This is a genomic window from Acinetobacter sp. ANC_7655 (assembly GCF_056784015.1).
This window is the reverse complement of the sequence record NZ_JBWYJB010000010.1, coordinates 65,794-78,650: the sequence shown is the minus strand read 5'-3', so window position 1 is coordinate 78,650 and position 12,857 is coordinate 65,794. Positions and strand designations below refer to the sequence as shown.

At 38.7% G+C, this 12,857-nt stretch carries 14 protein-coding genes, 2 tRNA genes and 1 pseudogene; 6 read left to right on the top strand and 11 right to left on the bottom strand.

Annotated elements, in window-relative coordinates; translation table 11 throughout:
- Nucleotides 1-99: 99 nt before the first annotated feature.
- The gene (locus AC1M9N_RS11115) at nt 100-708 is read left to right on the top strand and encodes an SPOR domain-containing protein (protein ID WP_481954773.1); all 609 of its coding nucleotides are present in this window, start codon (nt 100-102) and stop codon (nt 706-708) included.
- Between the two features lie 47 nt (nt 709-755).
- Here AC1M9N_RS11115 and AC1M9N_RS11110 read toward each other — a convergent pair whose 3' ends face one another.
- The 4 genes from AC1M9N_RS11110 to AC1M9N_RS11095 all read right to left on the bottom strand — a co-directional run bounded on the left by AC1M9N_RS11110 (nt 756) and on the right by AC1M9N_RS11095 (nt 3,519).
- Entirely contained in the window at nt 756-1,367 is a 612-nt protein-coding gene (locus AC1M9N_RS11110) for an alpha/beta fold hydrolase (RefSeq protein WP_481954772.1), read from the bottom strand.
- A 5-nt stretch (nt 1,368-1,372) separates the two neighbouring features.
- A complete protein-coding gene (locus AC1M9N_RS11105) occupies nt 1,373-2,011 on the bottom strand; it encodes a glutathione S-transferase family protein (RefSeq protein ID WP_481954771.1) in 639 nt (212 codons plus the stop codon).
- Nucleotides 2,012-2,147: 136 nt separating this feature from the next.
- Complete coding sequence (locus tag AC1M9N_RS11100) at nt 2,148-2,546, bottom strand: OsmC family protein (RefSeq protein ID WP_481587720.1); 399 nt, start codon at nt 2,544-2,546, stop codon at nt 2,148-2,150.
- Between the two features lie 22 nt (nt 2,547-2,568).
- Nucleotides 2,569-3,519 carry a pirin family protein gene (locus tag AC1M9N_RS11095; protein ID WP_481954770.1) on the bottom strand — a complete coding sequence of 317 codons (951 nt, stop codon included), beginning with the start codon at nt 3,517-3,519 and terminating at the stop codon, nt 2,569-2,571.
- Between the two features lie 266 nt (nt 3,520-3,785).
- On the opposite strand from AC1M9N_RS11095, the gene AC1M9N_RS11090 reads away from it, so the two are divergent.
- Nucleotides 3,786-4,739: a DUF2971 domain-containing protein gene (locus AC1M9N_RS11090; protein WP_481954769.1), complete on the top strand. Its 954-nt coding sequence runs from the start codon at nt 3,786-3,788 to the stop codon at nt 4,737-4,739.
- Nucleotides 4,740-4,785: 46 nt separating this feature from the next.
- Here the strand turns inward: AC1M9N_RS11090 and guaA are convergent, their stop codons facing one another.
- Nucleotides 4,786-6,354 (bottom strand): glutamine-hydrolyzing GMP synthase, encoded by a 1,569-nt coding sequence (guaA, locus tag AC1M9N_RS11085; RefSeq protein WP_481589363.1) that lies wholly within the window; start codon nt 6,352-6,354, stop codon nt 4,786-4,788.
- A gap of 233 nt (nt 6,355-6,587) precedes the next feature.
- Nucleotides 6,588-7,003, bottom strand: a pseudogene (locus AC1M9N_RS11080) (DoxX family protein).
- A gap of 198 nt (nt 7,004-7,201) precedes the next feature.
- On the opposite strand from AC1M9N_RS11080, the gene AC1M9N_RS11075 reads away from it, so the two are divergent.
- Nucleotides 7,202-7,849, top strand: a complete 648-nt coding sequence (locus tag AC1M9N_RS11075) for a DedA family protein (RefSeq protein ID WP_035268957.1) — start codon at nt 7,202-7,204, stop codon at nt 7,847-7,849.
- A gap of 73 nt (nt 7,850-7,922) precedes the next feature.
- Here the strand turns inward: AC1M9N_RS11075 and AC1M9N_RS11070 are convergent, their stop codons facing one another.
- From AC1M9N_RS11070 to AC1M9N_RS11050, 5 genes are all read right to left on the bottom strand, one after another.
- Nucleotides 7,923-8,513, bottom strand: coding sequence for a LysE family translocator (locus AC1M9N_RS11070; protein ID WP_092767920.1), 591 nt, complete (start codon nt 8,511-8,513; stop codon nt 7,923-7,925).
- 199 nt (nt 8,514-8,712) lie between these two features.
- Nucleotides 8,713-9,102, bottom strand: coding sequence for a hypothetical protein (locus AC1M9N_RS11065; RefSeq protein ID WP_481593780.1), 390 nt, complete (start codon nt 9,100-9,102; stop codon nt 8,713-8,715).
- Between the two features lie 35 nt (nt 9,103-9,137).
- Nucleotides 9,138-9,974, bottom strand: coding sequence for a ParA family protein (locus AC1M9N_RS11060; protein WP_481954792.1), 837 nt, complete (start codon nt 9,972-9,974; stop codon nt 9,138-9,140).
- 79 nt (nt 9,975-10,053) lie between these two features.
- Nucleotides 10,054-10,446 carry a SirB2 family protein gene (locus AC1M9N_RS11055; protein ID WP_481954768.1) on the bottom strand — a complete coding sequence of 131 codons (393 nt, stop codon included), beginning with the start codon at nt 10,444-10,446 and terminating at the stop codon, nt 10,054-10,056.
- 26 nt (nt 10,447-10,472) lie between these two features.
- Nucleotides 10,473-10,781, bottom strand: coding sequence for a BolA family protein (locus tag AC1M9N_RS11050; protein ID WP_481954767.1), 309 nt, complete (start codon nt 10,779-10,781; stop codon nt 10,473-10,475).
- 227 nt (nt 10,782-11,008) lie between these two features.
- Here AC1M9N_RS11050 and AC1M9N_RS11045 point away from each other — a divergent pair.
- The 3 genes from AC1M9N_RS11045 (at nt 11,009) to AC1M9N_RS11035 (ending at nt 12,847) form a co-directional block, all read left to right on the top strand.
- Nucleotides 11,009-11,081 (top strand) — tRNA-Gly (locus AC1M9N_RS11045).
- Between the two features lie 47 nt (nt 11,082-11,128).
- A tRNA-Gly gene (locus tag AC1M9N_RS11040) sits at nt 11,129-11,204 on the top strand.
- Between the two features lie 272 nt (nt 11,205-11,476).
- Nucleotides 11,477-12,847 carry a phosphohexomutase domain-containing protein gene (locus tag AC1M9N_RS11035; protein WP_481954766.1) on the top strand — a complete coding sequence of 457 codons (1,371 nt, stop codon included), beginning with the start codon at nt 11,477-11,479 and terminating at the stop codon, nt 12,845-12,847.
- The last annotated feature ends 10 nt before the right edge of the window (nt 12,848-12,857 follow it).

Here is a 12,857-nt window from a genome sequence, read left to right as displayed (position 1 = left end):
CTCTTTAGACTTTTATTATTGAAAAAAATGAGATAAAAATTCCATGTGATGGTAATCCAATTTTCCATTGCATGATCTTAAAATAAGAGAGGTTTCCAAGTGTTTGGAAAAACGCAGCGTGGTGTATCAGAAAGACCTAACAAACTTAAACAACCATTAATACCAAAATGGTTAGGTATGCTTGTTCTGATTTTAATTGTACTGAGTTTTGCCGTAGCCTTAATGCTATGGAAACCGTGGGCACCAGTCCAACCAAAAAGCAATGATATTCAATCTGAACATTATCAAGAAGATACGAATAAAGATTATCGCTTCTACGATTTATTGCCTCAACAACAAGTGACTCCAATCCCCGATCAAGCTGTACCTGAAAATCAGCAAGTGAACACCGCACCTGTCATCGTGGAAGCACCTGTGGTTACTGATACTACAACGACCGAGGGTGAACTGATTGAAAATGCAGAACCTCAACCCGTGGCGAGTAGCTACCTTTTACAAGTCAGAAGTTATCCAGATCCAGACAGTGCTGATGCACGTCGTGCTGAAATTATTCTCAACGGCTTATCTGCAGATGTCATTAAAACCACAGAAGGCGGACAAACTTGGTATCGCGTTGTCTCTGGACCTTATGACTCTCAAGAAGCAGCTGTTATCGCTCAGCAAACCCTACAACACAGCGGTATTGATTCAATCGTTGTAAAACGATAATCATAAAAAAGGATGCAATTAGCATCCTTTTTTAGTTTAGAGCAAACCTAAAATTTTGCTAAGTAGCGCTGAATAAAAGAAATACACTCTGGCGCATAAACTTTAGCTAAATCATGTTGTCCGTTCGGGATCACATTCAGCTCTGAATACTTAAAAGCGTGATTTAAATACTCACCTACAGCAACAGGACTAATGTCATCGTCTCCGCCCCAGATCAATAATACAGGACATTCAATTTCAGCAAGCCGTTCATCTAATTTAGTTTGATCATCAATAAACCAATGTGGCACTTCATATTCATTTTGATATTCTGCACGCCAATCTTTAACATGAAATGGTGTTAAATCAACGCCACCTGACGTAGCGACCAGCACCAAACCCTGAACCAATTTTGGATACCTCAACGCCGCTTGAACAGCAATGACCCCACCCATAGATTGAGCGATCAGAATACTTGGATGTTGAAGATGATCAAATACATAATCTTGTAAATCTGACATTGAATTTACATGTGGATGATCAGGATATTCACCAAAACTGGGATAACCCATGATGTGCGTGTCGTACTCAGATTCAAAATGTGATTGAACAGGTTTCCAAAATGCAGTACTGCCAGATGCTCCGGGCAGGAAGATTAATTTCACTGCCTGATCCGCCATCTTAATCACCCCCCCTTGATGACCGCTTGCTGATAAGCAGGTCTTTGTTTTATGCGTTTTACATAGGCATGAATGTTCGGATATTTTCCATTTAAGCGCTCATCCATCGCGATCAAGGGAAAACTCATTTGGATATCTGCAAATGAAAACTGAGATATAAAAAATTCATGTTGCGCCAAATGCTGTTCTAAAAATTCAATATGTTCAGCGAGACGCGGTTGTATAAATCCATCAGTCACCCCATCAATAATTTTATTGGCAATTGGTCGAATCACAAAAGGTACTTTAGGAGGTACAAACGAGAGAACTAAGGTCATCACTAAAAGTGGCATTAATGAGCCTTCAGCGTAATGCATCCAATACTGATATTGTGTTAAGTCCGGCTGTGACTGGGGTTTAAATTGATGCTGAGTATCATAGCGATCTGCCAAATAGTCTAAAATCACCGCAGATTCTGCGATCACTAAATTATCATCAGTAATCACTGGTGATTTCCCCAAAGGATGAACCTTCTTCAATTCTGGTGGAGCGGCATAAGTTGGCAATCTTTTATAATGTTGAATTTGGTATTCAGCACCCAACTCTTCTAGCGCCCAAATGATTCTTGAAGAACGTGATTTTTCTAAATGATGTAATGTCAGCATAAGACCACCTAATTTTATTTCTCTCTATATAGCCATTTTGAATAAAAAAAAGACATCCTGCTTTACACAAAATGTCTTCTTTTTAGCTGTAAATTACAAAAATACAGAATGTTGATGCCTATTAAATTGTCTATATTTAAACAATTGTTGTTTTAATTTCGACGCTTCTGAGCAATGTTTTAGTGACGGGTGTTTTTTGGCACACATTTAAAACTTTTTCTTGTAATGCTTCATCCAAGTTAGTTTTAAAACTTAAACGACGCTCAATCCATTCCTGCCCTTCTTTATTGGCTTTAAAATCTGCCTCGACAGTAAATTCGCCTAAATCCAGTCCTTTATGCTCTGCATACATCCGTAATGTGATCATTGTGCAGGAAATTAATCCTGAACAAATAAAATCATACGGTGCAGGCCCACGATCTAAACCTTGGAATGATTCAGGTTTATCGGTGAGAAATGTGTGCTGACCAGATTGAATCTCACCACCCCATTTTTCAGGTAGTGTGGTGACCTTTGCATTTGCGATCGTTGCCATTTTATTTTCCTTCTTTGTCTTATTATTTAGATGGACGCATGCTATCAGGCAATATCGGAGCTTTCAAACGCTCGCCTTGGTATGATGGAATTGACCCAAAACGTGGATCTTCTGCTATCCATTGATCACGTGCAATTTTGATTTCTTCTTGCGTACGTCCAACGAAATTCCACCATAATAAAATTGGCGACTCAAATGGCTCACCACCCAAAAGCAGTACACGACTATTGTCAAGGATTTCTACTTCCACATGTTCTAGCCCTGGCTCTAAAATCACCATATTGTCTTCATCTAAATGATGACCATTAATGGTTGCTGTACCTTCAAGCGCCATAAATCCATATTCAAACTTTGGATTTAAAGGTAAACGTGCTTTTGTGGCTGCTTGCGCAAATAAATCCACACCTAAAAGCTCAGTATGTACTTTGACTGGTGATACTGTATTTAGATACTCACCGACCAATACCGTAAATTCGATACCTGACTGATTAACCACGGGTAATTCAGGATAGTGATTAAAAGCTGGATCGATGGTAAGTTTGTCATCAGGCAATGCAATCCAAAGTTGGGCCGCATGCATTTTTGTTTCATTCTCTGGCGCGACTTCAGTATGTGAAATACCTCGACCTGCGGTCATGAGGTTGACTTGCTTGGGCTGAATCAGCTGATCTGTTGTCCCTAAGCTGTCGCTATGCAACATGGTCCCTTCAATCATCCAAGTAAAGGTTTGAAGACCAATATGTGGATGTGGCCCAACATCTAGACCTTGTCCAGCTTCAAATGTCACAGGACCTGCATGATCTAAGAAGCACCATGCGCCAATCATACGCTTATGGCGACTTGGTAAAGCGCGTTTGATCACTGTCCCTTGACCAATTTCTGCACGGCGCAGTGGAAATTCCTGAATAAATTGGTTGGCGTGCTTTTCACAGTCTTCTGAATGAGACAATTCGGTATAAGTATTATTGGTCATGTTGTTATCCTAAAAGTTTGGCAAATGGCTATCTTTGTTATAGATATTAACAAGGTCATGCAAATTGAACCACCTTAGACTTAATACGCTGAATACTATAGGTAGGACAATTAGAGTTTTGTATGTATTAAAAATAGAATGCTTTATTATTAGCAGGTTCTATTAATTTGGAATAAAAATGAGCTATCGATATGTTATACATATAAAAACTTTAATATTTTCAAATAATTTATAAAATTTAGAAGTAACTTTACAGGCGTAACTTCATGTTTGTTAAATATCTACCAACGGATAGAATAGAGTTTTTAGAAAATGGACTTTTCAGAATTACGCAACCTCAATACTTAAATGATCCGTCAGGTGAAGGTGTTTTTACACCATTTTTCAACATCTTTTCTGACGCTGATCTCAAGGTTGCTTATAAAAAATATCAGGGTTCAATATTTTATGATGGACCAAATGTAACAGATGAATTTCTAATAAAACACTACTTATTACCTTCAGGTCAAAGATACAGCATTGATGAATCTCCAAGCTTGAGGAGTTTTGACAAGTTTGATAGTTTTAATACGATGGAGGAATATGATCGCTCCCAAGCTATAAATTTTATTAAGCAAATAAATACAAATTTATTGGGAAAACTAAATAGCTATATAGGCATTTTTTCTCTGACTAACTCACTAATAAACCAAGAAATGTGGATACGCTACGGTCAACATGGTAAAGGTTTGGCTGTTTCATTTGATTCCAATCATCCCTTTTTTAAGAAGTACAATCCTCAAAAAATTGTATATAAAAATTCTAGAAGAGCTTCTATTTCATATTATGAAGGAGTCATACGAATCAATGGTATTACCATTCCAGATAAACTTAAAAATTTTGATGAAATATCAAATTATTATTTTCTCAATATTGATCAGCAAGATTTTTTTGAACGCTTACTTTTGACAAAAAATGAGCGATGGGCAATTGAAAATGAATATAGGATAATTTTTAAGTTATTAGATCATGATGTAATTAAGCCCAATAATATTTATCTTAAAAAAATTCCCTTTCCATGTTTTAAATCATTAACCTTCGGATGGGATATTACTGAAAAAGAAATCGATACCATAATCCAAGTTGTCAAAAAAAATCCTGAATTATCACACTTAAAATTTAATCAAGTTAAATATGGTGAATTAGAAAATTTTGACCAGTTAGAATTATGCGATTTATAAAAAAGGACGCAATTGCGTCCTTTTTTAAATAATTTCCGTCAGGAAATTATTCCCATTCAATCGTAGCAGGTGGTTTAGACGATACGTCATAAACAACACGTGAAACTTCTGCAATCTCGTTCATAATACGCGTCGAAATTTTATCAACAAGATCATAAGGAAGATGTGCGAAACGAGCCGTCATAAAGTCAACCGTTTCAACCGCACGAAGTGCAATCACCCATGCATAACGACGGCCATCACCGACTACACCCACAGATTTTACTGGTTGGAATACAGCGAATGCTTGTGCAGTTTTATCATACCAACCACTTGCACGAAGTTCTTGCATGAAGATGTCATCGGCTAAACGAAGAATATCAGCATACTCTTTCTTCACTTCACCCAAAATACGAACACCAAGACCTGGTCCTGGGAATGGATGACGATAAAGCATCTCAAATGGAAGACCTAAAGTTGTACCCAAACGGCGTACTTCATCTTTAAATAAATCACGAATTGGTTCAACCAATTCAAAAGCGAGATCTTCCGGTAAACCACCCACGTTATGGTGTGATTTAATCACATGCGCTTTACCTTGTTTGCTTGCAGCAGATTCAATCACATCAGGATAAATCGTACCTTGCGCAAGGAAGTTCACGCCATCAAGCTTACGTGCTTCTTCAGCAAATACTTCGATGAACTCACGACCAATGATTTTACGTTTTGCTTCAGGATCAACTTCACCTGCCAAAGCGTCAAGGAAACGTTGTTCAGCATCAGCACGAATCACACGGATACCCATGTTTTTCGCAAACATTTCCATCACTTGATCCCCTTCATTTAAACGAAGAAGACCATTGTCAACGAATACACATGTCAATTGATCGCCAATTGCTTTGTGAAGCAATGCAGCCACAACAGATGAATCTACACCACCTGAAAGACCAAGAAGAACCTTCTGATCACCAATCTGTTCACGTAATTGTTCAACACGCAAATCAATGATGTTTTCAGAATTCCATAGGCTACGGCAACCACAGATCTTTTGTACAAAGTTCTCAAGTAACTCTTTACCTTTAGCTGTATGGGTTACTTCAGGGTGGAACTGGATACCGTAGAAACGACGAGCTTCGTCAGACACCATTGCCACTGGGCAGCTTGGTGTACTTGCAGTAATTTGGAAACCTTCTGGAATTTGAGTCACTTTATCGCCATGACTCATCCATACTTTCAATTTGTCTGCTGAATCTTCAAGATCGCCAATTAGAGCATCACGTACTTTAATATCGACTTCAGCATAGCCAAACTCATGAACTGTACCCGGTTCAACTTTACCGCCCAACTGAGCAGACATCGTTTGTAAACCGTAACAAATACCCAATACTGGTACGCCTAAGTTAAACACAACTTCTGGCGCACGTGGGCTGCCTTCAACGTGAACACTCTCAGGACCACCTGAAAGAATAATCCCTTTTGGATTAAATGCGCGGATGTCCTCTTCCGACATATCAAAAGCATACATTTCAGAATATACGCCTGATTCACGTACACGACGTGCGATCAATTGGCTATATTGAGAGCCGAAATCCAAAATCAGGATACGATCTTCGGTAATTTGAGTATTGGTAGTCATGATAACAACTATGAAAGGCTAACGAAGGATTAGCGCGCTATTCTATCATTTTTATTAAGCTTACGCACACTATTCAAATCTCTCTATATTTCAATACATTATTATTAAATATTGTCTTTTTATTCAACAATTTCAGTTGATTGCTTTGATCATGCAAGCCTTGGAGTTACATTCCGATCACGATGCAGCAGGCGAATAATTCTTTCATTTCACCTGCATTACGTATTCGTTATTTATTTTTCAAAACGCTGATCAACACTCCATTGACCTGCACCATGCAATACGAGAAAGATTAGACCACCCGCCATAGCAAAGTTTTTCATGAAATGTATCGAATCTTCAGGCGCACCATGAAAAAGAAATGCGGTAACTAAACTGAAACCAGCTAAAGCTACTGCGAATAATCGTGCTTGTACCCCAAATAACAGTGCTAAGCCTCCACCCAGTTCAACCAAAATGGTCATTGGCAATAATGCACCCGGCACACCCATCGCTTCCATATATCCAACTGTCGCGCTATAACCTGCGAGTTTGCCCATCCCGCCACAATAAAGATATATGCTAAAAGGACACGTGCGACGAGGGTTAAAGTTGCATGCACTGTGGGTTGAGCAACAATTTTTTTAATCACTTGATTTGGATTAAACATTGGGTTGACCTATCTACGTTTTGTTTTTGGTAATGACCCTAGATTAGTAGCTTTTATCTTTAGGATAAATAATCAATATAAAGAATCAGCGTTGCATAATCAGAACAATAATTCACCTATAATTTAAATCAATTGACTACTGACATCAGCGCCGATGGCTGTTAGCATTTGAACACATTTTTGCTCAGTTCACCCCTCATGGATTTAATCGATTTTATTCTGCATGTAGACGATCATCTACTTGAATTTATTACCAATTATGGCATTTGGATTTACGGAATTTTATTCCTGATTATTTTCGTAGAAACGGGCTTGGTGGTCATGCCTTTTCTACCCGGGGACAGTTTACTGTTTGCAGCAGGTGCTTTAGCAGCCTCAACAGGTGCAATGGATCCGTGGCTCTTGGGCGTGTTGTTATTCACTGCGGCAGTATTGGGTGATACCTTAAATTATCATATTGGAAAATATATCGGACCACGTGTTTTTGAGATTGAATCTCGATTTATCAATAAAAAACATTTGGTTTATACGCAAAAATTCTTCGAAAAACACGGCGGTAAAACTATTATTTTTGCACGTTTTGTCCCATTCGCGCGTACATTTGCACCCTTCGTCGCTGGTGCAGGAAGCATGAACTACAAATACTTCATTACTTACAATGTCGTTGGTGCTTTCTTGTGGATTTCTTCGTTTATCACCTTGGGTTATTTGTTCGGTAATATGCCGATCGTGAAAGACAATTTCACCCATTTAATTTTCGGAATCATTATTCTAAGCGTATTGCCGGGGATCATTGGCTTTATTCGCCACAAGTTTTTCCCAAAGAAAAATCCCGAAATGATGTAATGATCTTAGGCTTCAAAAAGCAGATTCTCCACCAAGAATCTGCTTTTTTTATCACTACAGAATATTAAATGGCTTAGAAAAATCCAATAATGACAGGTAACATACTGAGCATAAGTAACATGGCAGAACCTTTGTATAAGCGATCTGCGCTAACCACCGTCTGATTCCCTGCCAAGACTTTACGACCAAAATACATCCAAAATAAAGCACATGGAATTAAACATAAGGTGAATACACCCAAAACTAAAAAATAGTTTTGAAAAGAATCCCAAGTCCATGCTGGAAAAATACCAACTGCAAACAAAATAGATTTTGGATTTTTCAGAGTCGATTTAAAAAGATGACTGCGACTCATTCGAATGTTTTTTTGGCTCAATTGCTTAAGGTGTGAAGCTTTCCATAAATGAAAAGCCATCCAAATCACATAAACTGCACTCACCAAATGTAAGATATGAATCAGCATCGGCCAAATTGGTAGGGTTAAATGCACCAACAGTGCCCAAATGCTAATGCCGTAGATATAACCCAGTAATTCAAGAGGTACGAAATAGAATGCTTTTAATACGCCATGGTGATGTGCTGCGCTAGCCAATAATGCATTGGTTGGACCGGGAATAAGTAATACCGCGAACACTGCAAAAATATAAAGCCAACTTTCTACCATAGATTAAAATCAGAGATTTAGAGGAGGCACACCTTAAACGAAAAACGAATTTAAAGACAAGTTTTTAAAGTGAAGGAATGATGAATGTCGCGTCTATTTTCAGTTAATAATTTTATAAAATATTGATTTTAATAAATTTACATTGAAACATTTTGCTAAAAAAAAGCTGCTCAAGCTCAGTTTGAACAGCCCTTTTAAATTACTGAGCTTGCTGTTGACGCTTAGGAACATAAGGACAATTTTTAAATGTTGCCGCTTGTGAGATCGCATCTTGCTCACCATATAATCGCGACAATTCAGTATTTTTGGTATTCGATGACTGTCCCATATTGACGGAAACTGAAGGACCAAAGCCCCAACCGCCACGGCCCCAGCCACCACCAACACCTAGACCAACGCCAACACCTGTACGTTTAGGCGGTTGTACACCATTATTGATGTACTGCTGAATACGATTGAATTCAGCACCAAGTTGTACACAGTTCAATGCTTGATATTGCGTCGGAGAAACATAACTCGGTTTAACCGTTGTCGCACAAGCAGTCATCAATACAGCAACCGTACCGAATGCACTAAGTTGCATGACCATTTTCATCGCGCGTGAGTTCATACTCTTCTCAAATCTTATTTATTCTCGATTTCATTGAACAATGATTGGTAGGCCTGCGTCAATTTATGATCTGTATTTAAATAGATTAACGGCATATTTTTATGATGAGACTCTTTCATTAATACCGACGGTGGCAACATCGCATTGAGCACAGGTAGTTGTTCATCTCTAAGCTGCTGTACCACTTCACGAGGAAGCTTTGCTTGCGCTTGAAACTGGTTAACGACGATACCTTCAATTTCCAATCGATCATTATGATCATCTTGAGTTTCTATAATGTTTTCGATCAACGTGTTTAAGGCACGCTTAGAAAAGACATCACAATCAAATGGAATCAACACTCGGTCTGCTGCAATTAATGCCGACAAAGTAAAAAAATTAAATGCAGGCGGTGTATCGATATAGATCCGATCATAAGTCCCTGCTAGATGCTGAATCGCATCACGCAGCTTATAAATTTTATGTTTGGATTCGAGGCTATGCTGTAAAGCACCAAGCGAGGGACTTGCAGGCAAAACATCGAGAGATGGGAATGGTGACTGATGTATATAGGCTTCTAAGCCTTTATTTTTATTTTTGAGCAAATTCCCGATGGCTTGACCAATCAAACCTTTGCTCGACTGATTCGCCAATACATCTTCGAAAAAATTTTCAATATTGGGTTCTAGTGCAGGTTTATCGGCATTATAAGTCGCATCATCCCCCAATAGATACTGACTGGAGTTGGCCTGAGCATCGAGGTCAATGACAAGCGTCTTAAAACCCTGATGTGCACTCAGTGCAGCCAAGTTTACTGTAATACTGGATTTACCAACGCCACCTTTTTGATTAAACACCACACGTGTACGCATCATTCCCTCTAGGCTCAATTCATTATATGAATCAAGTTTAACCTAGAGGGGTGAGAGCCTAAGCGATTGTGTCTAACAATTAACCGAAAGTTGGCTTAATCATCACGATGCCGATAATGGCCATAAATGCGACACAACTAATCAATACCCCCGCACGACGTTGAATTAACAGTACAGACGCATCTTGGCGATATGCTTTAATTAATGAAGATAACATCACGATCACCAAGACCACTTTGGCATAGAACCAAGGTTGAACTTGAAAATTATTCAAAAACAATAAAATCAAGCCTGTCCCAATAACCAAAGTAAATGCCAAATGTTGAAGCGCAACATAAGCCTTACGTCCTTTCGGGTTGGGTTGTTGATTTTCGACGCCAACATATAAGGTTGTCGCACGTGCTAATACAGCAATAATCAACAAGAGCAAACTCGACATATGCACGATTTTAATGACTAAGTGTGTATCCATTTCAGCCACTCTCCTACTTTTAAAATTTAAGCTTTCGGTGCATGTGCACATTCAGGACTATTTGGCGCTTGACCAGTCCATTCAGTTGGCACATAAGCATGAATCGCCAAAGCATGAATCTTTCCTGGACTCAATAGGTCACCCGCCAGTGCATATACTTTTTGATGGCGTTGTACTAAACGTAAGCCTTGAAACACTTCACTTACAACAATGACTTTAAAATGCGATTCTTTACCAGGGAAATAGCCACCATGACCTGATGACTCATTCACCACGTCCAAGTGCACAGGAGACAATTGTTGTAAACGTTCAATTAATTGTTGCTCTAAAGTCATGCTTACATTCCACACGCATTCATTGGTTGCCAGCAGTATACCGTGAAGTTTTAGAATAAAAAGTAAATAAAACACACCGCCATTGGAGAGTTACGCTTTAATCTTGAGCTTAAGACCTATCAAAAATTAAGCGAAATACATTGAAATGCTTTAATTTTATTCAATCACACGATATTTTTTTATAAAGTTGTTGACCCTGATTTTTCATGCTGTATTATACACGGCATGCGGGAATAGCTCAGTTGGTAGAGCATAACCTTGCCAAGGTTGGGGTCGGGAGTTCGAGTCTCCTTTCCCGCTCAAAATTTTTTCATTCAGTTTTTTCACTTAAAAAATTGATAGACTCCGCGGGAATAGCTCAGTTGGTAGAGCATAACCTTGCCAAGGTTGGGGTCGGGAGTTCGAGTCTCCTTTCCCGCTCCAGATTCAAAAAAGCCCTGATATTGATCAGGGTTTTTTTATTATTAAAATTTTTTATAAATTCAATTTTTTACAACCAATAAACTTTTACTGCACTTTTTCTAAAAAAATTCATCCACTTATGAGCACTGCTTTATTTACAATTAAAAATAAGCATCATAAAGTAAATTAATTTACTGAATTTAAATGTAATTTTTCATCTCAACCCATGCCGTACTTACATAAAATCGCTATAATTTTCGTATTCAATTTGCTCAATAGACTAGAACCTTAACATGGAAAAATTAACCTGTTTCAAAGCCTATGATATCCGCGGAAAATTGGGCACAGAACTCAATGAGGATATCGCATACCGTGTTGGACGCGCTTATGGCGAAATTTATCAACCTCAAAAAGTGGTAGTCGGTTGCGATGTTCGCTTAACCAGTGAAGCACTGAAACAAGCCACCATCAATGGACTGAATGATGCAGGCGTTGATGTTTTAGATTTAGGCATGACGGGGACTGAGGAAGTTTATTTCGGTGCATTCCATCTTGATGTGCAAGGCGGGATCGAAATAACAGCCAGCCATAACCCAATGGACTATAACGGCATGAAGCTTGTACGCGAAAATGCTCGTCCGATTGGTGCAGACTCAGGTTTAAAAGATATCCAACTTCTTGCTGAAAAAAATCAGTTCAAAGCAGTCGAAATCAAAGGTACAACTCAGCATTATAATATCTTGCCCGAATTTATTGATCATTTGATGACCTATATTGACCCTACAAAAATCAAACCTTTAAAACTCGTGGTCAATGCGGGGAATGGTGCTGCAGGTCATGTGATCGATGCGATCGAAGAAAAATTTAGAACCCTGAATATTCCAGTTGAATTCATCAAAATTCACCATGAAGCAGATGGCAACTTCCCAAATGGTATTCCCAACCCCATCTTAGTCGAAAACCGTGCAAGTACCTCCAATGCTGTACTGCAACATCATGCTGACATGGGCATCGCTTGGGATGGTGACTTTGATCGTTGTTTCCTTTTTGATGAAAAAGGTCAATTTATTGAAGGGTATTACATCGTCGGTCTCTTGGCACAAGCCTTTTTACTGAAACAAAAAGGTGAAAAAATTGTGCATGATCCGCGCTTGGTGTGGAATACCTTCGATATCGTTGAACAATATCAAGGCGAAGCTGTGCAATCGAAATCAGGCCATTCTTTCATTAAAGATAAAATGCGTGAACACAATGCAGTGTATGGCGGTGAAATGTCAGCACACCACTACTTCCGTGATTTTGCCTATTGTGACAGTGGCATGATTCCATGGTTATTAGCAATCTCAGTTGTCTCTGAAACAGCAAAACCACTCTCTGCTCTAGTTGAGGAAATGATTGAAAAATTCCCATGTTCTGGCGAGATTAACTTTAAAGTTGCGGATACAAAAGAAACCATTCAAAACATCTTTGATCATTTTGCTGACCAAAAACCCAAAATTGATGAAACGGATGGCGTCAGTTTAGATTTTGGTGCTTGGCGTTTAAATGTACGTGCTTCAAATACAGAGCCTTTACTCCGTTTAAATATTGAAAGCCGTAAAGACAAAAATCCGAAGCCGATGCAAGCTTATGTCGATGAGCTCACTCAACTCATTCAGGCTTAAAACCGCATAA